Below are 22715 nucleotides of genomic sequence, written 5' to 3' on the forward strand. Positions count from 1 at the left end.
CAGCAAAATAGCGCAATCAGGGACGGGATTCGTTCCCGCGGTTCACAGTTCGCCTTCGTCGTACTCGTCCCGGCCCGCATCGAGCTGCTCGATCAGCGCGCTCAACCCCGCGACGGTCGGTGCCCGCATGACCTCGCGCATCGGCAAGTCGACGCCCCATGTCGCGCGCACCTCGGCGACGAAGCGGGTGGCGAGCAGGCTGTCGCCGCCGAGCCGGAAGAAGTTCTCTTCCCGGCCAACCGATTCCAGTCCGAGCAGCGTCGTCCAGCGTTCGGCGATCAATTCCTCGGTACCGCCGCGCGGCGAATCGCCAACGGCGCGAGGCACCTCCACGGATTGCTCGAGAGCCGATTGGATCCGTCGCCGATCGACCTTCCCGTTGGCGGACAGCGGCAGCGCGGGCAGCACCGCGAAGTGCGCCGGAATCATGTGCTCGGGCAGTCGGTCCGCCGCCCACCGGCGCAGCCGCTCGGCATCGATGCCGAGTGCCGTCTCGGGGCGGCGCGCGGCGAGCACGAATTCGCCGGTGTCCTCGTTGCGCAGCACTCGAACGTCATCGAAGCCGGCCCGATAGCACGCCCGCCGCCAGCGCTCGGGGCTCTGGCACCAGGCCGAATTCGCCCCGCCGTCGCCGAACCGATCCCCGAGTGCTTCGAAAGGCAATTCGGTGACCAGCGCGAATGGCCTCGGATAGGCGCGTTCGAGCAGGTAGAGGTGGCCGCCCGGCGCAAGCAGCAGTGCCATGGTCGTGACGGCGAGATCCGGGTCCGGCATTCGACGAAGGGCGTTGTTGGCCACGACGGCATCGAACGCGTGGGCGCGTGGCCCGGCGATCGCCGTGGCGCCCTGCACCGCGGTGCGCGTGCGGTATCCGTGCTCGGCCAGCCGCGCCTCGGCCGCGGCCAATAGGGGTTTCGCGGTACCGAGCAGGGTGTATTCGACTGTGTCCGTGGCGAGTTCGGCGAGCAACCGGGCGGCGCCGAGCCCACCGGCCACGTCCCACTCCGCGACCGTCCGCGCGTCCCTGGCGCGCAGGTCGTCGGCAATGGCCGCAAGGCATTTCGCGGTCCCTGGTGCCTGATCGTTGAGACTTTCCGGAGCGAGTACCGGGTCGTCCAGCAAGGCGATCGGGTCGGCATCGCCGCCGAGGATGGCCGCGAAGAGCGGGCCGGCCCACGCCAGCGCGTTCGCGGCGTGCTCGAGATGGGTGCCACCGGCGCTGGCGCGAAGCTCCTTGATCCACTCGGGATCGGTGACCTCACCCCATCGAGGACCGCGCCGGTAGACCGCCTCCGCGAGTTCCAGGACCGAGCGTTGCTCGAGGTATTCGAGCCAGATGTCCAGTACCGGAAGCTGTTCGGTGCTGACGGGCAGTTGCGCGCCGTCGTCCGGATCGACCATCGGCGCGACGATCGCGGCAAGCAGCACCTCCATCAATCGGTGCTCGAGCAGATCAGGATCGGCGGCGGCCTCGGCATCGGTTGTCGGCGCGCGGTTTTCCCGCTTGACCACGGCGGTACCGACGGCGTCGGCTGGGATCGCTGCCGGCGCCGACGCGCGTTCCACCACCGCGGCGACCAATTCCCTGCGCCCCTCGGTGGTCGCGATGGCCACCGCCTGTGCCACCGCCGGATGCGCTTGCAGGGCGGCTTCGATCTCGCCTAGCTCGATGCGGAAGCCGTTGATCTTCACCTGGTGATCGAGGCGACCGAGGAACTCCAGGTTGCCGTCGGGCCGGTAGCGGCCGAGATCGCCGGTGCGATACCAGCGTTCGCCCTCTTGCCGAGGGAAGCGTGCGGCAGTCAGCTCGGGATCGCCCCGATACCCGAGCGCCACCCCGCTACCGCCGATCCACAGTTCGCCGGGCACCCAGTCGGGGCAATCCCGGCCGCGGGTGTCGACCACTCGAAACTTCTGATTCCGCAACGGTTTTCCGTACGGGATCGATCGCCAGCCGGTCGGCACCTCGGCAACCTCGTACGCGTTCGACCAGATCGCGGCCTCGGTGGCGCCGCCGAGGGCGATCATCCGGCATCGTCCGTGCGACGAACGAGCCAGTCGGCCTGGCAGTTCCAGTCCGACCCAGTCGCCGGACAACAGCGCCAATCGCAGCGTGTCGGGGAGTTCGTCGGCCGCGGTCAGCATCATCTCCAGCAAGGCGGGGACGGAGTTCCAGACGGTGACGCCATGCCGCTGGCACAGGATCAGCCACTCGCGCGCGTCGCGGCGGCCGGACTCCGGCACCAGGACAGCCGCGCCGCCCACCGCGAGGAATCCGAAGATATCCCACACCGAGAGGTCGAAATCCAGTGCGGACACGGCCAATACGCGATCGCCGCCGCCGATGCCGAACCGCTCATCGATATCCTCGACCGTGTTGACCGCCGCTCGATGGCTCACCTCGACCCCTTTGGGCTGGCCTGTGGACCCGGAAGTGAAGATCACGTACGCGGTGTCGCCGGGGTCGGCGACCACGGGTACCGACAGTGGCCGTGCGCGCATAGCCGCATCGATTGTGAGCACCTCGATGCCGTCAGCGGCCGATTCCGCGAGCCCGCTGCCGTCGAGAATCACTCGGACGCCGCTGAGTTCGAGGATGCGGGCCCTGCGGTCGGCCGGCTGGTCGACGCCGATCGGCACGTACGCGGCGCCTGCCGCGAGCACGCCGAGGACGGCGGCGATCTGCTCCGCGCCCTTCGGCGCGATCACCGCGACATACGAACCGCGACCGATACCGCGCCGCACCAGCGCACCGGCTACGCACAGGGCGCGCCGAGCCAGCTCGTCGTGATCCATCGCCCCGTCGTCGCCCCACAGCAGGGCCGGCCGTCCGAACCGGCCCTCGGCACGCTCGAAAAACACGGTATGCAAAAGGTTTTCGGTCACATCGCGGGTCACCGAATTGACCGCGGCCCGCCGCTGCCGCTGCCCGACAGGCAGCGGGATCTCCGGCATCGCACTGTCTGCAGCGCCGTCGGTCAAGCCACGGATCAACCCCTCGTAGCCCGACATCATCGCGTCGAGCACGCCCTCCGGGAACAGCTCGTCCACGGCATCCCACACCAGCCGCACGCCGCCGTCGGGGGTGCGGTAGATCTGATGGTCGAGCCACAGCTGCGGGGTTTGCGTGATCATCCACGACACGTCGCCGAAGCGGGCCGCGAACTCGGCCGGAATCAGCGGCCCGGACAGGTCGCAGGAGAACGCCACCGGCGCCGAGCGGGGCGTATCCGCGTCGGCGCGCGCGAAGTCGCGCAGCACATCGACGCCGGTGTACGCGGCGTAGCCGATGTCTTCGTGCATCTGCTTCTGCACGGTGCGCGCGCATTCGGCGAAGCTTTCCCCGGACAGATCCACCTCGAGCAGCACGGTTCCGGTGAAATCGCCTACCAGCCGGGCGATCTCGGGGTGCGCGTCGAGGTCACGATCGAACAGCGGCAGATTGAGCAGGAAACGCTGCTCGCCACTCCAGCGACCCAGAATCATCGCGAACGCCGTCGCCAGCACCACGGCAGGCGTGAGACCCAGCTCGGCCGCCCGTCGCTCCACCCCGCGCCACTCGCCCTCGGCCAGCCCGAACGAGCGGCGGACGAACCTGGGCGCGGCGACCGCTTCCGGGTCGATTGCCAGCGGCAGCTTCGGTCCCCCAGGTAGCGACGGCAACCGTTGCCGCCAGTACGAGCGCGCCCGTTCGCGTTCCGCCGCGCGAATGCCGGTCTGATCGGCGAGATATCGGCCGAACGTATAGGTGAGCTCGTCCAGTCCGTCTGGATTGTCGTACAGGACAGCCAGTTCGGTGAGCATCAACCGGAAGCTGGCCAGGTCCGCGACCAGCATCTCGACGTTCAGGTGCAGCCGATCCAGTGCACCGGGGAGCCGGGTCAGCTGAACATCGATGACCTCGCCCCCATCGACGTTCATGTATCGGTGCGACAGCCGGTCCCGAAGATCGAGCGCGGCCTTGGCCGCGGCATCCGCCGGGTATTCGCGATAGTCATGCACGGCCAGACCCGGCCAGGTCGAGTGCGCCATGATGTGCTGGGTGGCGTCATCGGCGAACCGCGCCCGCAGCATCGGATGGCGGTCGATCAGTGCGCGGACGGCCCGCTCGAGGCGAGGTGGATCCACCTGTGCCACATCGAATTCCATGTAATTGTGGCAACTGACACCGCCGAGTGGCTGATCAGGGAGGCGACCGATCAGGTAGGCCTGCTGCACGGCAGTGAGCGGGAAGGACTGATCCGTTCGGTCGCACTGCTCCGGAACCCGCGAGGCCGCCTTCGGCGACGCGCCCTCGGCGAGGGTCACCAGTCCGAACCACACCGACAGTCGCGGGTCATCGGACAATTGCGCGAACGTGACCTCGGCACCGGAACCGTTGAGCCGGTTCGTCAGTCGCATCAACTCCATCGACTGCAGGCCGAGTTCGAAAAGGTTGCTGTCGTCGTCCGCGCTGGTCAATTCGATGCCGAGGACGCCGGACACCGCGCCGCGCAGGGCATCCCGGTTTCCCACGCCGGGATCGACATTCTCCGATGACATTACAAACTCCCTTGCCCGGCCTGGATCAACTCGACCAGGGAATGGCCCAGCACAGTGTCCGGATCTCCCAGGTCGAAAGCCAGATCGAAATGATTTCGGTTGGGTGCGACCAGATCCGTCACCCGGCCACCGCGGGCGCGCACGGCGGCCGCGAATTCCGTGTGCTGCCTGGCGAATTCGTCGGTTTCGTTATCCCCGCGCGCAATGACCAGCGGCGGGAGCGCGGCACCCAGGTTGTACAGGGGACTGCACGCGCGGGCCGAATCGGCGTCCAGTCCCAGCGGTTCGTTCACATAGGTTCGACGGACCGGTTCGAGGTCGTAGACGCCGCTCAGCAGCAGCGCGCCGCCGATCGCCTCGGCCGCCCGCATGCCGCACCGCTGCCAACCGGGTTCGTCGAGCAACGCCATGGCGACGAGGTGCGCGCCCGCGGAACAACCGCTCAGATATATCTGCCCTGGAGCGCCGGGCAGCCGGTCGGTGTTGCGAGCTATCCACCGTATTCCGTCGGCGACCATGGTGATGATCTCCGGCAGCCGGTATGTCGGGGCTAGGCCGTAACCAAGTACCGCCAACGAAATGCCTTGCGCGACGAGGCCTTCGGCCATGAAGGCGGATTCTCGTCGACTGAGCTCCTGCCAGTAGCCACCGTGCACGAACACCAGCACCGGGGCGCCCGCGTGGCCCGAGGGAAAGAAGTCGAGCAATTGCTCGGGCCACGGTCCATAACGTATACCGCGTCGCACAGCCAACCTGTCTCTGGCCGCCGCGCTGCGCACGGCGTACTCGTGCAGATAGACATTGATGTCCGCGACACGCGAACTCGGAGAATACTGAATGTCCAGGGATCGCTGGTCGTACGACAGATACATCGTCACGTCGATTTCACTCGTTTCGAATCAGCATATCGAAGAAAATCTACTGATTGGCCCGCATATGGGCGAAGTACTCATTCTGGGTTGGCAGTTCCTGTACCAGTTTCTCCGCCTTGGCCCGAATGCGATCGAACTCGAGCAGCGCCGCCCGATCGTCGACCATATCGAGCGCCGGAGAATGGCGGACCTCGATCCCGCCGGTACCGAGCAGAATGCAGTTGTACGAGTACGGCGGCAGGCCATGGTAGTACGGGTACACCGTCTCCGAGTCCGGCACCTTGTATTTCCAGGTCTCGAGCCGCTCGGCCAGTTCATCCGGGATCTTACGGGTCTTCGTATCCTGCCAATACTGGTTATCCGCACGCTTCGCGCCACGGTAATGCAGACACAGGAACTCTCGCACACCATCCATGACCCGCGATATCGAAAGGTTGTACTGCTCCCGCAGGCGGTCGTCGCCGCGCCCGGCCGGGAAGTATTTGACGATCTGCTCGATGGCCTGGTGGATGAAGAAGATCCCGGTCGATTCCAAAGGCTCGACGAATCCGCTCGCCAAACCGACCGCGACACAGTTGTTCACCCAGGAACGGCGGCTCCGGCCGACTCGCATCTTGATGTGGTTCGCCGAGACGTCGGCCGCCGCGGGGCCGACGAATTCGCGCAGCACGCGCTCGGCCTCCTCCGGCGTGGTGTATTCACTGGCATAGACGTATCCGGTGCCGACCCGGCTGATCAATGGGATGGTCCAGATCCACCCCGCGTCCTGCGCGGTCGCGGTTGTGCACGGCCGCAACGGTTCACGATCCATATCCAGCGGCACCTGGAGTGCCACCGCGCTGTCGTTGGGCAGGGTGTCCTGGTACGACACGAACGGCTCACCGAGCGCCTTGTTCAACAACACCCCGCGGAACCCGGTGCAGTCCACGAACAGGTCACCGGTGATGTCGCCGTGCTCGGCGGTGCGCACGTGCGAAATCCAGCCCTGCTCGTCGAGCGCGACATCCTCGACCTTGTCGACGATGTGCCGGACGCCGCGCTGGGTCGAATATTTCGTCAGGAACTTCGCCAGCAAATGGGCCTCGAAGTGATAGGCGTAAGGGATCTGCGCGCCCTGGTATTCGGCGATTGTCGACCTGGCCGCGGTATCGCTCAGATCGTGTTCGACGAAATCCTGGTCGATCAGTTTGCCGTCCAGGTAGCGGGGCGAGCGCTGGGCGTCGCACAGCGACGCCATCACGAAGCAGTCCTTGTCGAAACGGCTGGTGATCGGGTTCCGCAGCCACCAGTCGCTGAGTGGAAATCCGTCGACCGATCCCAACTGCTCGAAGGGGTGATAGAAATGATGACCCGGCTCTCGCCAATTCTCGAACCGGACCGCGAGCTTGTACGTGGCGTTGCAGGCCGGCATCCAGTCGGACTCGGCCAAGCGCAGGAACTCGAAGAAATGCCGAATGTCGCTGAACGTCGCCTCGCCGACACCGATGGTGCCGATCTGGTCCGATTCCACGACCGTCAGATCGATCCGCTCGCCGAAGGCGGCCGCCAGGTACGACGCGGTCATCCAGCCCGCCGTGCCACCACCGACGATCACGACTCGTTTTCTGTTGCCATTATCGGACATTGCTGCATTCTCCTTAACCATCGGTAACTCGCTCGACGACATCGGCTGATCCATCTCAGATCGGGCAATTCATAGTCATGACCGTGCCCTCGCGCCGCTCAGCTCGAGTAAATATTTCTGGAAACAATGTGCGCTCGGTCGAGCGCCACAAATATGCCGCGCCGGACGAGCCGGCCGTGCCCTGCGCGCCGCCGAGAAACAGCTCGGCCAGTTCGGCATGCCGGGCCCGCCACGCACGCACCGAGCCATCGATATTCGAGAGCGCCTGATATATCCGCTCGGTCGACGACGAGTCGCTGTGCGGTGTCCCCGCGGCGACCCGATCGCGATACTCGGCGAAAGCAGTGGACACCGACTTCTCGTCGAGGCGGCGCCGCATCCTTGCGCGTTCGGCGTCGGTCAACCCGGTGATGTTCAGGAATCGCGGATCTTTTGCGCCGCACAGAAATTCGATCTCGCGGTACTGGGCGGACTGGAATCCGCTCGAGGTGCCGAGCGTGGCCCGTAGCTCGTCGAACGATTCCGGCGTCAAGGTAGCAAGCACGGCGAAATGCTGGCTGATCACCTGCATGATGTGCGGCAGTCGCTCGAGCTGCGCGGCGGCCGCGGCCGCCTCGTCCGAGTCCAACGCCGCCCGCGCGGACTCCAAATGGCGCAGCACGACCGCGAACCAGATCTCACACGCCTGGTGCGTCGCGAAGAACAGCGTGCGGTCAGCTTCGTCACGCACACAGGCGATTTCGAGGAGTTCATCCAGTCGGAGTATTTCCCCATACGCCGGATCACGTTCGGTAGCTGGCGAATTGGTTGTCACGTGACGTTACCCTCCTCGTCCGATTCCATTCAGCGAGACTGCAATTGGCCAGCACGCAGTGCGTTCTTGTCGATCTTTCCCACCGGCGTGCGAGGCAATTCGGGCACGATGATCAGCTCATCCGGCAGCTTGTACGGCGCCAGACCGCGATCGCGGAAATGCTCTCGAATCGTCCGCAGCGAGACCGCGGGCGCCGCTACCTCCGCACCGGCAACGACGAAGACGCAGAGGCGTTCGCCGAGATCATCGTCGGGGATGCCGACCACCGCGGCATCGCGGACCAGCCGGTGCGCCAGCAGGTGGCCTTCGATCTCCTCGGCCGAAACCTTCTCTCCCCCATGGTGAATGATGTCTTTCAGCCGACCTTCGATGACAATGTGCCCCGCGTCGGTCAGCCTGGCCAGGTCGCCGGTGCGGAAGAATCCGTCCTCGGTGAACGCGCGCCGATTGACTTCCGGCGCGGCGAAGTAGCCCCGAATCGTATAGGGGCCGCGAGTGAGCAACTCGCCGATTCCGCCGCGCGCTACCGGATGATCGTCGGCGTCCACGATGCGGATTTCGTCGGCGGGCGAGAGCGGTTTGCCCTCGGTGCCGAAGACGATCTCCGGCGGGTCGTCGAGGCGGGTATGGGTGAGCAGGCCCTCGCCGATGCCGAACCAGTTCATGATGCGGCACCCGAGACTCGCGCTGACCCGAGCCGCGGCCGTCTGTCCGAATTTCGAGCTGCCCACCTGCATGGTCATCGCGCTCATGTCGATGGGGGTGTGCTGCGCGGCCTCCGCCCACAGCAGGGCCAGCGTGGGCACCAGCGCCGTGAGGGTGACCCCCTCCTGCTCGATCAGCGGAAAGACATGGTCCGGACTGGGATTGGCGGCCAGCACGGCCTTCCCGCCGACGAGCAGCGCGCCGAGCGCGCCGGGGCAGCCGAGCGCGGCATTGTGCGGCACCGGGTTGGCGGCGAGAAAGACTCCGCCGCTGTCGAATTCGGCGGCCCTGGCGCACTGGAAGATGTTGTACGCGTAGTCGTCATGGGTCCGCGGAATCAGCTTCGGCACCCCGGTCGTGCCGCCGGACAGCAACAGCAGCGCCACCTCGGACGCGTCGACCGGCGGCAGTTCCCGCGCCGCGGCCCGGGCGATCTCGGACAGCGGCGTGAATTCCGCTGCCTCGCCCGCGATCACGATATGCCGTAGACCGGGGACCGCATCGCGAACCTCGCGGGCAAGCGCTCGGTAATCGAAACCCTGGAACCGATCCGGGCCGATATAGGCCACCGCGGCCGACTGGCGCGCGAGGTGGACGATCTCGTCGCGGCGATGACCGGGCAATGCCATCACCGGAATCGCGCCGATGGTGAACAGCGCAAAGATAGTGGTGAGGAAATCAACCACGTTGGGCAGGTGCAGCACCACCCGGTCGCGCCAGCCGATGCCGAGCTCGAGCAGCCCGGCCGCGATCCGATCGGCCTCGTCGACGAGTTCCAGGTAGCTGACCCGACGTGTCATGTCCACCGCCGCGACCTTGTCCGGGCGGCGGCGGGCACTGTCGGCGAGCAGCTGCCCGAGCGAGATACCGTTCCAATAGCCCGCATTGCGATAACGCTCGGCAAAGTCGGGTGGCCACGGTACGAACCCGTCCAGCATGTGTCCTCCTCGGTAACGTGCCTTCAGCGTCGGGCAAAGGCCTCGACGGCGTACCGAGCCCCAACAGAGCTGCGACAGAAATGTGCGACCGGGTGATCGCGTCGACGGTGCCGAGGATCTGATCCGAGTCCGGCGCGGGGTGACGGAGAGACGAAAGATACTGGTACTTCGCCGGGTTCGGCGTGCGACTCTCGGTGACATGAACCAGGTACGAACCCGCGACCGCGGGTGGGTGCGGGCCCTCAACAGCGTGGCCAACCCCGCTGTCCGGCTGGTGTGCTTCCCATACTCCGGCGGCTCGGCGGCAACCTATCGCGCCTGGGCCTCGGCGATGCCGGCGGGTTTTCAACTGATTGCGGTGCAATACCCCGGTCACGCCGATCGGATCGCCGCGGCGCCGGCGGGCAGCGTAGCGGAGATGGCATCGTCGGTCGCCGGGGAACTGGCTCGACTGGATCCGGCTCGCTGCGCCCTGTTCGGGCACAGCCTGGGCGCCGTAGTCGCCTACGAGACCGCGAAAGTGTTGCAGAACAACGGAACACCGGCGGATTGCCTGTTCGTTTCGGGCGCGGCCGCGCCGTGGCAGGCCGGTGGCGGCACAACCCATCGGGCCACCGACGACGAATTATGGTCAGCTCTAAGGGATCTCGGCGGAATCGAGGCGGACATCGCCGACCATGCCGAGCTGCGTGAGCTGCTGCTACCGGTGCTCCGGTCCGACATCGCGCTGCACGAGACCTATCGTCCCGCGCCGGAGACCGAACCGCTACGCTGCCAGGTCCGCTGCTACTACAACACCGAGGATCCTCTGGTGGATAGTGCGCGGCTCGTCGCGTGGGCCGCGGTCGGTACCGGCCGATTCGGCCTACGGGCCTGGCCGGGCGGCCATTTCCAGTCGCTCACGGACTCGACCGAACTGATCGGCGACATCGTCGCGACGCTCGCGGAAAGCGGGGTGCCGCAATGACTCTGGACGGCAAGTCGATCGTGGTCACCGGTGCGGCCACCGGTATCGGCCGGGGAATCACCGAATGCCTGCTGAAGTCGGGCGCCAGCGTGACGATGGTCGGGCGCCGCGCCGAGCCGCTGCGAGAGCTGGCGGATGGATACGGGGACGCGGCCGCGGTGCTGGTCCAGGATATCTGCGCACTCGGTGCCGCCGAACGGATCGTCGCGGCGGCGATCGAACGCTTCGACGGACTCGACGCCGTGGTCAACAACGCGGGCTCGGCCCGGTTCGGCAGGCTGGAGGCGATCGACCCCGCGCAGTTCGACGCGATGTTCGCCGTCAATGTCCGGGCGCCCGCCGACCTGATCCGCTGCGCGCTACCTCAGCTGCGCGCCAATCATGGCAGCGTGGTCAACATTTCGTCGGTCGGCGGCGTGCTGTCCATGCCGGGCCGCGCCTATTACGGCGCGACCAAGGCGGCCATGAACAGCCTGACTCGTTCGCTGGCCAGGGAACTCGCCCCGGACGTGCGGGTGAACGCCATCCTCCCCGGGCCGGTGGACACCCCGATGTGGACCGAGACCGGTCTGAGCGAGGCCGCGACCGACCAGCTCCGCACCGACCTGCTCTCGTCCACCCCGATGGGACGCCTCGGTGCGAGTACCGAACTCGGCCGATGGGCGTGCCTGCTGCTCGACCCGGATCTGTCGAGCTGGGTGACCGGCGCGCTGATCCCGGTCGACGGCGGCCGCACCGCGTGAAAACGGTTGACTCCGATGATAATTCGACGAATACAGGTGGTACGAGCGTGAGTCCAGATATCTTCTCCGTCGCTGGATCGATTCCGTCGTCGTGTCTGCACGACATCTTCCGAGCGGCGCAGACCCAAGAGGAACGGACCGGCACCGAGGTGGTGAAGCTGCACGTCGGTGAGCCGTACTTCCATCCCTCCGATGCGGTCGCCGAGGCGTTCATCGATGCCGTGCGCCGCGGCGACACCAAGTACACCGGCCCGGAGGGCCTGACTCCGCTGCGCGAGGCGGTGGTGGACAAACTGCGCGCGGACAACGCGGTGGACACCGAGTTTTCCCGGGTGCTGATCTCCCCCGGTTCCTGTCAGGGTCTGGCCGCCCTGATGCAGTCGCTCGCCGAGCCAGGCGCCGAAATCCTGCTGCCGGAACTGCATTGGCCCGTGCACCTGCAGCAAAGCCTGCTCGCGGGTTTCCGGCCGGTGCTGTATCCGCTCGGGCCGGACTTCCGGCCCGATCCCGAGGCGATCGCGGCCGTCGCGACGCCACGCACCCGGGTGCTGCTGCTCAACTCACCGGCCAACCCGTCCGGCGTCACCCTCGATCCCGAGGTGCTGGCCGCCGTGCTCGACCTGGCCCGCAGGCGGGGCTGGCACGTCATCAGCGACGAAGCCTACGAGCATTTCTGCTACGAGGACGAGCACGTCTCGGTCGCCTCGCTCGAGCGAGACGTGCCGGTGGACGAGCGCATCGTGCACAGCGTCTTCACCTTCTCCAAAAGCTTTGCGATGACCGGTTATCGGCTCGGTTATATCGCGCTGGCCAACGACCGGGCCGCGGATGTCATGAAGGTCGTCCAGGAGGCCAATGTCATCGGCACGTCGACGCCGGTTCAGCATGCCGGGATCGCCGCGTTGCACGGCCGGGCCGACGCTGCGGCAACCAATCGAAAGTTGGTGCAGCGCAGCCGGGATGTGGCACTGTCGCCGCTGATCGAGGCGGGGTTGCTCAGCGAACTGCCCGCGGGCGGGTGGTACGCGATGCTCGATGTGAGCCGGACCGGGCTCGACGCCGAGACGTTCGCGATGCGGCTGCTCGCGCGCACCGGTGTCGCGGTGGTGGCGGGCAACGGCTTCGCCATGCGGCCCGACCTGGACGATCGGGGTCGGCTCCGTTCCTTCGGCTACGCGCCATGGGCGCGGCATTTGATCCGCATCGCCTTTTGTGTGGATCCGGCACAGCTCGAGCTCGGGGTGCAACGGCTGGTGGAATTCGTCGACGAATGCGACGGCGACGGGCAGCGGCACGGGATCCATTCGTGATCGCCGCCGCGGCCAGGAGGAGGTAGCTCACCATGCGGGATCCCGTACCGGACACACTGCTGCGAACACCAGTCGACGTGGCGCAGTTCAGGTCCCTGATGACAACGCATCCGGCCGGGGTCGCCGTCGTGACCACCACGGACCCGGATGGCAGGCCATGGGGGATGACCTGTTCGTCCATATGCAGCGTGGCACTGGAACCACCGACCTTGCTCGTGTGCCTGCGCGCGGAAAGCCCGACGCTGGCGGCGCTGCTTCGGGTGTCCGCGTTCGCTGTCAACCTCTTACACGACCGGGCCGAACCAGCGGCGAGTCTGTTCGCCTCGTCCGTGGCGGACCGATTCGAACGGGTCGCCTGGGTCCGGGAACCGGAGTCCGGGGTGCCGCACCTGACCGAAGACGCCCATACGATCGCGGACTGCCGGGTGCGCGACACACTGTCCGTCGGCGACCACATGGTGGTTTTCGGGGAGGTGTTCGGGGTGGTGTCACCGGCGGTTCGATCGTCGAGTCCGCTGCTGTACGGAATGCGGCGGTACTGGTCACTGGCGGTCAACCCGGGGTCCGGAGGCGACGGTGAGTAGCGAATTGATCGGCGCCGGGCGAGCGGCGGCCGGGCCGACACCGCGTATCCCCGATTGCCCGCTCGCGCGCACGGCCCAGACGATTGGTCCCTGGTGGACCCTGGAGATCCTGCACGAGATGTTCGACGGATACACCGAATTCGAGTCGATCAGCCGGAATCTGGAGACGCCCGCCGACATTCTCCTGGATCGAATGGCCGCTCTGCTGGCGAAGGGGCTGCTCGAAACCGAGCACGACTCCGCGAATCCGAGGGACCGGAACTATCGGCTCACCGATCTCGGTCGTTCGCTGCGCCCGGTCATCCTGGCCATGGCGGCGTGGGGGAATCATCTACTGGCGCCGCAGGATCGCAGTCTCATCCTGGTCGACGCCGCGACGGGCGCGGAGGCGGACCCGGTGCTCGTGGACCGCTGGACCGGCCGACCAGTCGAGGGCACCGGCTACTTCTTCGTGCGCGGTCCCAAGGCAAGTGCATTGATCAGCGCCCGGTATCCACCGAATCCCGGTGCGGCGGAACGCAACTCGGCGGAGGAACAATGAGTCAGCTCACGGTAGACGTTCGTTCGCTGGACCTCACCGACCCGGCGACCTTCCTCAGCAACGACATCCATGAATTCTGGCGTCGAGCGCGGGCGGAACATCCGGTCTACTGGCACGATCCCACCGACCGGAAACCCGGATTCTGGGTGGTGTCCCGCTATTCCGACGTTCAGTCGTCGTACAGCAACCCCGCGCTGAGCTCGGCCCGGGGCAACGTCCTCGATGTCGTACTGCGCGGCGACGACTCGGCGGGCGGCAGCATGCTCGCGGTCACCGATGGTCCACACCACCGCAGGCTGCGCACCGTCCTGCACCGCGCGTTCACGCCCAGGGTGCTCGGCGAGGTGGTCGAGAAGGTCAGGCAACGCACCACCGAGCTGTTGTCGACGGTCGCCGGGCTGGACAGCTTCGACTTCGCCGCCGAGGTCGCCGACCACATTCCGATGAACACGATCTGCGATCTGCTGTCCATTCCGGCCGCGGACCGCGCGGATCTGCTGCGCTGGAACAAGATGGCGTTGTCGTCGGATCGGGCCGACAGCACCGAGCTCGACGCCCTCGGTGCCCGCAACGAAATACTGCTCTACCTCATGGAATTGACCCAGGACCGGCGGGACGACCCGGGCAGCGACGTGATCAGCATGCTCGCCACCGCGGTCGTCGACGACCGGCCGCTCACCGTGGCGGAGATCGCGGTCAACTGCTACAGCCTCATTCTCGGCGGCGACGAAACATCCCGAGTATCGGCGATCGGGGCGGTACTGGCGTTGATCGAGAACCCCGACCAGTGGCACGCGCTGCGGTCCGGCGACGTCGCCGTCGACTCGGCGGTGGAGGAGGTGCTGCGCTGGACGACGCCGCCGCTGCACGTCGCGCGCACCGCGGTGCAGGACCTGGATATCGGCGGCACCGCGGTGCGCAAGGGCGACATCGTCACGCTGTGGAACGTCTCCGCCAACAATGACGAATCGGCCTTTCCGCAACCACGCCGTTTTCTGCTGTCGCGCTCCCCCAACAAGCACCTCTCACTCGGCCACGGCCCGCACTTCTGCCTGGGCGCCTTTCTCGGCCGGGCGGAACTGCGGGTGCTGCTTGGTGCCCTGGTGGCCGGCGTCGCGCGGATGGAACTGCGCGGGGCACCCCGCCCCCTCTACTCGAATTTCATCTACGGCTGCGACAGCCTTCCGGTGCACTTCGCGAGCCACTGATAAGCGGGCACCCGATGGAAAGAAACCGGCAAGAGTCCGCGCAGTCGCCGGGCGCACCTGAAAACATTGAGTAATGAGAAAGAACGTCTGTGTAATCGGTGCCGGCCCCTCCGGCTTGGTCGCGGTGAAAGAGCTATTGGATGAAAAACACACGGTGACCTGCTTCGACCGTAGCACCGAACTCGGTGGAGTATTCCGTTCGGGAATCGGCCCCGACGAAATGGGCGCCTACGACTCGACGATGCTGACCATCTCCAATTACATGATGACTTTCTCCAGCTTTCCGCCGCAGCACGACGAACGTCGATATTGGTCCGCAGCCGAATATCGGCAATATCTGATGGATTTCGCCAAGAAATTCGGCGTCGATTCGACCATCCGTTACCGAACGGATGTCGTGAGCGTGTCGAAGAATGACAGCGGCGGCTATACGGTCGAGGTCGCGCCGGTCGACGACCCGGCGGGACGCACTGCGCACCAGTTCGATGCGGTAGTCGTCTCCACCGGCACCCACCGGATCCCGAACTACGTCGACCTCCCTGGTCAGGAGGACTTCACCGGCGAGATCGTGCACTCGGCCTATTACCGCAATGCCGAGCGATTTCGCGGAAAACGAATCCTCTGCGTCGGCATCGGCGAAACGGCCGCGGATGTCGTGAACGAGGTCGCCCAGGTGGCGGCGAGCTGCACGCTGTCCGTGCGACGCTATCAGCCTGTCGTCGCCAGATATCCAGGCTCCCGAACCTTCACGAATGACACCTACACCTCCTACGTGTTGAATTCGGTACCGCTACCGGCCGCCACCGCGGTGCAGCGAGTGGGGGCCCAACTGGGTAAAAGGTACGGCAAGACGGCCATCACCAGGGCAGTGGCCGATTGGAATTCGAAGAACAAGCACTTCTTCAATCACTTCTATACCAAGAACGAAGCATTCATCCATCGGGTCGTCGACGGCAAGCTGGCCGTCAACGCCTCCGGCATCGACCGCCTCGGCAAGGATTACGTGCTCTTCAAGGACGGTCACCGGGAGAATATCGACACCATCGTCTTGAACACCGGATACGTCGAGGATTTCAGTCTGGTGCGGGACGTGCGCATCGACGACGTGCGGAGAATGTACAAGCATATGATCCATCCCGATCTCGGCGCCGGCATAGTTTTCATCGGATGGGCCCGGCCCGGCACCGGCGGCGTGCCTGCCTGCTCCGAAATGCAGAGCCGCTACTTCGCCCTGCTGTGCAGTGGCAAACTCCAGCTGCCCGACCGCGTCCGCCTCCTCGGCCACATCGAGCGGCAGGCCGCATACGAGAACGAGGTCTTCTTCGGCAATCCCGAGCTGCGGACGCTGGTGCACTACCCCCGCTACATGATCGACTTCGCGAAGGTGCTCGGCTGCTCGCCGTGGCGTCCGGAGGTCTTCCTGAATCCCCGGCTGGCATTTCACCTCTGGTGGGGTTCCCAGGTGCCGCCAGTTTTTCGGCTGTACGGTCCGCACAGCGATCCCGAGACCGCACGGACCACGATCCTCAGTTTGCCGACCGGATTCAGTGCGGTTCAGATGCTGCTGGCTTCGGCGTTCATCGGCGGCGCACGGGTACTGACCGCGGTGGGCTTGATGAAGCGGGACCCAGCCTACTGAGCCGACCTGCCGCACCACGACGAAGCGGCCCTTGGTCGACGATTCCCATTGCCAGACTGGGAATCTCCACCCGAGGACCGCTTCGCGACGTCGGCCAAGCCGCCGCCGGATACGATGCTGCGCTACCCCACCGCAGCCGCACACCTTCTGACATCCGCACGCGTGTCAGTGCGGCGAGCTGCTGTGCGGGACATCAGATGGTGTGCGGCTGTTTCTGCGGCCAGGCACTAGCTCACAGCAGCAATTCTGGGGAGTTCAGTTCGAGCCAGACAGCCAGTGCGATCGTGCGCTCCAGGCCCGCACGGGTGGGAAAGGGCATCCGTGCCGGGTCCAGCGCGACCGCATTCTCTACCCGCTCCCGATCGGCCAGCGTGAAGATCGGCGAATCAGGTTCGGCCAGGCGTTCTTTCATCTGCTGTTGCAGGTTCCCGATGTAGGCCGCGTCCTGCGTGGACGGGAACGCGCTCTTCACCCGCTCCACCACCGACCCGGGCAGCACATGTTTGGCGGCGGCCCGCAGCAGGCTCTTCTCTCTGCCGTCGAAGGACTTCATCGACCATGGAACGTTGTACATGTACTCGACGAGCCGATGGTCGCAGAACGGCACCCGCACCTCCAACCCGACCGCCATCGACATCCGATCCTTACGGTCCAGCAGCTGCCGCACGAACCGCGTCAGGCTCAGGTGACAGATCGTGCGCATCCGGTACTCGACCTCGGATTCGCCGTCCAGGTGCTCGACCTCCGCGATGGCGGTGGCGTATTGGTCGGCGATGTAGTCGTCCAAACCCACTCGCTCCCGCAACTCGGGGCGCAGGATCGAGTCCGCGCTGCCGAGGTACTGCCGGAAGGCGGGCAGCCACGGGAACGTCTTCGCGTGCACGCTGTCGTCATGGAACCAGCTGTAGCCGCCGAACACCTCGTCGGCCGACTCTCCCGACAGCGCGACCGTCGAATGCTCACGGATCGCCCGGAACAATAGATACAGCGAGCTGTCCAGGTCGCCGAAGGTGACCGGGATATCGCGGGCGCCGATCACCGCGTGGCGCACCGAAACATCGGACAGCTCAGCAGGATCGAGCACGACGTCCTGATGCATCGACTGCACCAGCGTGGCCACGTCCCGCACGTACGGCGAGTCCGGGGTGTCATGCATCTCGTCGGGCACGAAGTTCTTCTCCTGGTCGATGAAGTCGACCGAGAACGTGCGCACCCGCTCCCCCCTGCGCGCCAGTTCCTGCGCCGCCAGGCCGGTGATGGCGCTGGAGTCCAACCCGCCCGAGAGCAGGACGCCCTGCGGCACATCCGAAATCAACTGCCGCCGCACGGTGTCGGTCAACAGGTGGCGTACCCGGTCCACGGTGTCGGTGAGGCTGTCATGATGCTCGGCCGGGGTCAGCTTCCAATAGGTGCGCTTCCGAATGCCCTTGCGGTCCACTGTCATCACCGTGCCGGGGAGCACCTCCGCCATCCCCTTCCACAGCGCCCAGCCCGGCGGCTTCGTGTACGCGAACACCTCGCGCAGACCGTCGAGTTCGACGGTCTTGCGCGCCAGCGGATTCGCCAGGATCGCCTTCGGCTCCGACCCGAACAGCACGCCGTCCGGCGTCGGATAATAGTAGAAAGGCTTGACCCCCATACGGTCTCGCACCATCACCAGCTTTTCGTCACGCTGGTCCCAGATCGCGAACGCGTACATCCCGTTGAGCTCATCGACCAGTCCGTCGCCCCACTGCAGGTACGCCCGCAACACCACCTCGGTATCACTGTCGGTGGTGAAGCTGTGCCCCAGCGCCGCAAGCCGGTTGCGCAACTGCAGAAAGTTGTACGCCTCGCCCGAATACACCAGCGCGACATCGCCATTCGGCGTTGCCACGGTCATCGGTTGCGCACCGCCCGGCAGATCGATCACCGCCAGCCGCCGATGCCCGAGCCCGGCATGCGTCCGCACGAAGGTGCCCCGCCCGTCCGGTCCACGGCAGGCCATGGTCTCGGTCATCGCGTCGATCACCTCCGACCGACGAGTCAGATCGGAGTCGAACGAAACCCACCCTGCAATACCGCACATTCTCGCGGCCCTCCAGATCGATAGTGTGTGAATTGATTTCGAGAATCAAGCCCGGACGGGCTCTGCCTGCTCCATGAGCCGCGCCAACTCCGCCAAGCTCGCCGCCGCGAACATCGCTCGCATCGACACGTGCACACCGAGCTCCTTGCGCATCCGGCTGGCCAGTTTCGCGGCGAGCACCGAGTGGCCGCCCAGATCGAAGAAGTTGTCCTGTGGCGTCACGCCGCTGATCTGCAGCGTCTCCATCACCAGCTCGCACAGCAGCTGTTCGTAGGACTTCGGCTCGTTCGCGACGGAAGCGGCGAACGGTGCCGGCTCGGCCGCCGGACGCACGGCCCGCTCAGCGAGGGCCTTGCGGTCGATCTTCCCGTTCAAGAGCGTGGGAAACTGCTCCAGCAGCACGAACGTGGACGGAACCATGTGTTCGGGCAGCGTCCGGCGCGCGTGTTCGCGCAACTGCGCCTCGGTAACAGCGTGCCGTGCCGAGGTTTTGACGTAGGCGGCGACACTCGCGGTGGCGACATCGGCACCGCTGACGACCGCGACGACGATCTCCACCGCCGGGTGGCCGGCCAGTCGCGCTTCTACCTCGCCGAGTTCGATACGGAAGCCGCGGACCTTCACCTGATGATCGATCCGGCCGGTGAAATAGAATTCGCCGTCGGCTTCGTGTCTGCCGCGGTCGCCCGATCGATACATTCTGCTGCCCGGGGCGCCGTACGGATCGGCGACGAACCGAGCCGCGGTCAGGCCGGGCCGGTTCAGGTAACCGCGCGCCAATCCGGTTCCGGCCAAGTACAACTCGCCCTCGTCGCCGTCGCCGCAGTCGCCAACCAGTTCGTCGAGCACGTACACCACGCCGCCGTCCCACGGCGACCCGATGGTCACCTCCGCCTGGACGCCGTCGATCGGGCCGCCGACCGCCGCACCGACGGTCACCTCGGTCGGGCCGTAACCGTTGAACAGACGCCTGCCCTTGGACCACGCCTCGGCCAGCGACCCGGTGCACACATCGCCGGTGGAGGTGATGGTGCCGCCGAGAAGCAGCCCCGCGCTGTCGGTGCCGCCCAGCGCGACCGGCGGCAGGACCGCGTGTTTGACGTCGTACTTCAGCAAGGTTTCGCGTAGCGAATCGCCGGGCAGCAACGCGTCCGCGTCGGCCATCACCAGTGTCGCGCCGCGCAGCAACGCCAGCGTGAAGTCCCAGAACCAGGCGTCGAAACTGAACGACGCCCATTGCAGCACCCGGTCGCCGCGTTCGACATCGAACACCCGCGCTTGGGTTGCGACCAGATCCGCGACGCCGGCATGGCTGACCGCGACCCCCTTGGGGACGCCGGTCGAGCCGGAGGTGTAGATGACGTACATCAGATGAGCCGGCGTCAGTAGCGCCAGACGCTCGCTCGCAGTGACGTTTTCGCCGCGTTCCCGCTCGCACATCGCCTCGAACGGCGGTGCGTCGAGCACCATCTCCGGCACCTCGAGCCGCAGCGCGGTGACGTCCTCGGTCCGCAGCAACAGGACCGGGCGCGCGTCCCCGATCATGTGCGCGAGCCGCTCTGCCGGATAGCTCGGGTCGAGCGGCAGGTACGCGCCGCCCGCCTTCAGCACCGCGAGCACCGCGACGATCAGCCGGATCGATCGCGGCACCGCGACCGCGACCAGTGCGTCCGGCCCGACGCCGGCCGCGATCAGGCGTCGAGCGAGCCGGTTCGCGCGGGCGTTCAACTCCGAATAGTCGACGACGGTCTCCCCGAAAATGACCGCCGGAGTATGGGGCGACTCGGCAACCGTGGATTCGAAGAAATCCGAAACTGTATTCAACTTCGCTCAGCCTCCGGCGCATACTTCATTACGTTTGATACAAGAGAATACGCCGCAGGCGTGGCAACGTAGGAGATTCTTTCCCGAGTCTGTCAGGCCGTGACCGGTCGCCGCCGATCAGGGGCTAGGCGGGCTCGACGACGAAACCGCGACCCCAGATATTCCGCACCGCGAGATCAATTAATTGCAGGCGGCGGCGCAATCGCATTACATGCAGGTCGAGCGCATTGCTGGACGAGCTGGCACCCGAATGTTCGAGTATCTGCCGCAGTTCACTGCGATAGACGAGATTGCCGTAGCGCGAGATCAGCGGCGCAACCATTTCGCATTGCGTCATGGAGAGCGTGACGGATGCGTCCTTGTAATAGAGAATGCCGGCCGGGTCGAGTAACGGCTTCGAATTGAGCACGGCGCGGGCGGCCAGCTGACGAACGCGGGCATAGAGATCTTCCGAACCTATAGGCGGACGTACCCAGTCCTCGTTGAGGCTCAACTGCTCCGGCGGTTGGGCGCCGTGCTCGACTATCAGGAGGCAGAGATGCTGGCCTGCTTTACACTGCTCGCGGATATCCCTTTCCGCGGGCCAGCGTACGAATTTGACCGACTCTTTGACATTGACCTGCACAAGTACTCCTTAAAGCAATTCTGCCCGTCGAGACCGAGCAGCAGGCGTCGCAACGCCGTCTTCCGCACAGCTATCGGCATGCCATCGGCTCAGCACGAATCACAAAGCAGCCGCAGGCATCTCATCGTCACCCGGTGCGAGCCGGGCCGAAGCGCTACATGAAATCCGGAACTATCGTGAAAGGCGCGAATATCCGGCAGATTTCGGATTCACGACAGGTCCGACTCGAGCGACTTCCGAATAATCCTCCCCGCTGCAGGACCGATACAATTCAATGCGCTGACGGTAAATTCAGGAGCAAGAAACAGCTGGTGAGTACCGCCGGCGATGCTGGCGTCCTCAACTCTAACAGCCGTTTCGAACATCTGGCAATACAAAAAATCACCCGACGATAGGTCGTGAACATTACCTATCACCGCCGTGAAGAATGCACATTGCGACTATTCGAAAATAACCACCGCAGGACGCGCCATATTTCGACACGCCTGCGGCTACGGACGATTCGAACCAAGCAAGCGATCGGTAGTACTTGCGATCCAGGGACCGCTACGACGAGGTCATTGAGCACATATCCAGGACGCCTCGAGCGCGACCCGGACCGCATCGATCCGGTTGCGCGCGCCGAGCTTCGCGACGGTGGAGGAAAGGTAGTTCCGGACAGTTCCCTCCGATAGATTGCAGCACGCGGCAATTTCGGCGACGGTATCACCGAGCGCCGCGCACTCCAGCACCGTGATCTCGCGCGGGCTCAGCGGGCAGTCGCCATTCTGCATCGCCGCGACCGTCATATCCGGATCGAACACCCGCTGACCTCGATAAACCTGGTAAATCGCGTCGAAAAGCTGGCGGGTGGGCACATCCTTCTGCACCAGACCGGCGATCGGCCCCGCGAAGGCCCGGCGAACGACGGCACGGTCGAACCGCATACCGAGCAAAATGGTCCGGCATCCAGGAATTTCGGCCAGCTTCTCCGCAACTCCGACGGCGCTCGTCTGACCGCTCTCCGATCCGACAACTACGACCGATGGCCGAAGTCGCGAGGCGAGTTTCACTGCGTCATCGCTATCGCCCGCCGCGCCGATCACATCGATTCTTTCGCTTCGCCTGAGCAGGGCCACCAGCGCTACTCTGGACAACTCGAACTCTTCGGCTACCATGACCTCGACTACTTCGGTAGACTTACTAACCGACGATTCATGACGGAGCCATGCACTCGGCATTATCTCAACGGCCTGAGTTACCACGACCGCCCTCCTTAACTCTTTGTGGATCCCTATCACGGCATGGCAACGTCCATCGACACGAATGTGGCGATGCGTGCGCATACTCCCCCCCACGCCGAAAGGCCGGAACTACCGGCCTTTTTGAGAAATAGCGTGAGACTGTTCAGCGTGCAAAGGCCTTCTCTCCCACCACCCGAGAAGGCCTTTACCCGTTACTGAAGCTGCCCGACCATCGGAGGCGACTGTCGCGCGCTCCAGATACGCCTTGCCGCAGTGCAATCGGGCGGGAAACGATGTACTCGTACCATGTCCTGCTACCTCCCAGAGCAAATCGGGCAGCACACAACTGAACGTGCGCCCAGAGAGGCCGTCGCCGAGTGGCACTCCCGAGGGCCCCGCTCCAAGAGAGTCGGTGTGCAAGACCCGCAACCATTTTTCAAGCTACGGCGCGCCAGATGATTGTGCGAGCCCCTACTGCCGGGGGCTCC

The 22715-nt window shown here is 65.5% G+C and carries 16 protein-coding genes; 7 read left to right on the top strand and 9 right to left on the bottom strand.

Annotated features, from left to right (window positions below; translation table 11 throughout):
• Positions 1-42: 42 nt before the first annotated feature.
• Genes ACIA8C_RS23230 through ACIA8C_RS23250 form a run of 5 tightly spaced genes read right to left on the bottom strand, consistent with a single transcriptional unit; the run spans position 43 to position 9495 of the window.
• The gene (locus ACIA8C_RS23230; protein ID WP_397137928.1) at positions 43-4542 is read right to left on the bottom strand and encodes an amino acid adenylation domain-containing protein; all 4500 of its coding nucleotides are present in this window, start codon (positions 4540-4542) and stop codon (positions 43-45) included.
• Positions 4542-5414: an alpha/beta hydrolase gene (locus ACIA8C_RS23235; protein WP_397138169.1), complete on the bottom strand. Its 873-nt coding sequence runs from the start codon at positions 5412-5414 to the stop codon at positions 4542-4544. The genes ACIA8C_RS23230 and ACIA8C_RS23235 overlap by 1 nt, the downstream gene beginning before the upstream one ends.
• A 46-nt stretch (positions 5415-5460) precedes the next feature.
• A complete protein-coding gene (locus ACIA8C_RS23240) occupies positions 5461-7038 on the bottom strand; it encodes a tryptophan halogenase family protein (RefSeq protein ID WP_397137930.1) in 1578 nt (525 codons plus the stop codon).
• Positions 7039-7093: 55 nt separating this feature from the next.
• Complete coding sequence (locus tag ACIA8C_RS23245; RefSeq protein ID WP_397137932.1) at positions 7094-7852, bottom strand: tryptophan 2,3-dioxygenase family protein; 759 nt, start codon at positions 7850-7852, stop codon at positions 7094-7096.
• Between the two features lie 29 nt (positions 7853-7881).
• The gene (locus ACIA8C_RS23250) at positions 7882-9495 is read right to left on the bottom strand and encodes a (2,3-dihydroxybenzoyl)adenylate synthase (protein WP_397137934.1); all 1614 of its coding nucleotides are present in this window, start codon (positions 9493-9495) and stop codon (positions 7882-7884) included.
• 199 nt (positions 9496-9694) lie between these two features.
• On the opposite strand from ACIA8C_RS23250, the gene ACIA8C_RS23255 reads away from it, so the two are divergent.
• From ACIA8C_RS23255 to ACIA8C_RS23285, 7 genes are all read left to right on the top strand, one after another.
• Entirely contained in the window at positions 9695-10462 is a 768-nt protein-coding gene (locus tag ACIA8C_RS23255; protein ID WP_397137936.1) for a thioesterase II family protein, read from the top strand.
• Entirely contained in the window at positions 10459-11205 is a 747-nt protein-coding gene (locus ACIA8C_RS23260) for an SDR family NAD(P)-dependent oxidoreductase (protein ID WP_397137938.1), read from the top strand. Before ACIA8C_RS23255 ends, ACIA8C_RS23260 begins: the two co-directional genes overlap by 4 nt.
• A 47-nt stretch (positions 11206-11252) precedes the next feature.
• Positions 11253-12515: a pyridoxal phosphate-dependent aminotransferase gene (locus tag ACIA8C_RS23265; protein WP_397137940.1), complete on the top strand. Its 1263-nt coding sequence runs from the start codon at positions 11253-11255 to the stop codon at positions 12513-12515.
• Positions 12516-12547: 32 nt separating this feature from the next.
• On the top strand, positions 12548-13099 hold the full coding sequence (locus ACIA8C_RS23270; RefSeq protein ID WP_397137942.1) for a flavin reductase family protein: 552 nt from the start codon (positions 12548-12550) through the stop codon (positions 13097-13099).
• Positions 13092-13640, top strand: a complete 549-nt coding sequence (locus ACIA8C_RS23275; RefSeq protein ID WP_397137944.1) for a winged helix-turn-helix transcriptional regulator — start codon at positions 13092-13094, stop codon at positions 13638-13640. Before ACIA8C_RS23270 ends, ACIA8C_RS23275 begins: the two co-directional genes overlap by 8 nt.
• The gene (locus tag ACIA8C_RS23280; RefSeq protein ID WP_397137946.1) at positions 13637-14848 is read left to right on the top strand and encodes a cytochrome P450; all 1212 of its coding nucleotides are present in this window, start codon (positions 13637-13639) and stop codon (positions 14846-14848) included. Before ACIA8C_RS23275 ends, ACIA8C_RS23280 begins: the two co-directional genes overlap by 4 nt.
• A 73-nt stretch (positions 14849-14921) precedes the next feature.
• Positions 14922-16487 carry a flavin-containing monooxygenase gene (locus ACIA8C_RS23285; RefSeq protein WP_397137948.1) on the top strand — a complete coding sequence of 522 codons (1566 nt, stop codon included), beginning with the start codon at positions 14922-14924 and terminating at the stop codon, positions 16485-16487.
• Positions 16488-16719: 232 nt separating this feature from the next.
• Here ACIA8C_RS23285 and asnB read toward each other — a convergent pair whose 3' ends face one another.
• The 4 genes from asnB to ACIA8C_RS23305 form a co-directional block, all read right to left on the bottom strand.
• Positions 16720-18555, bottom strand: a complete 1836-nt coding sequence (gene asnB / locus ACIA8C_RS23290; protein WP_397137950.1) for an asparagine synthase (glutamine-hydrolyzing) — start codon at positions 18553-18555, stop codon at positions 16720-16722.
• Between the two features lie 45 nt (positions 18556-18600).
• A complete protein-coding gene (locus ACIA8C_RS23295) occupies positions 18601-20379 on the bottom strand; it encodes a non-ribosomal peptide synthetase (RefSeq protein WP_397137952.1) in 1779 nt (592 codons plus the stop codon).
• Between the two features lie 124 nt (positions 20380-20503).
• A complete protein-coding gene (locus tag ACIA8C_RS23300) occupies positions 20504-21004 on the bottom strand; it encodes a winged helix-turn-helix domain-containing protein (RefSeq protein ID WP_397137954.1) in 501 nt (166 codons plus the stop codon).
• A 557-nt stretch (positions 21005-21561) separates the two neighbouring features.
• Positions 21562-22248, bottom strand: coding sequence for a response regulator transcription factor (locus ACIA8C_RS23305; RefSeq protein WP_397137956.1), 687 nt, complete (start codon positions 22246-22248; stop codon positions 21562-21564).
• Between the last annotated feature and the right edge of the window lie 467 nt (positions 22249-22715).

The sequence above is a fragment of the Nocardia sp. NPDC051321 genome (genome assembly GCF_044455225.1).
GTDB lineage: Bacteria > Actinomycetota > Actinomycetes > Mycobacteriales > Mycobacteriaceae > Nocardia.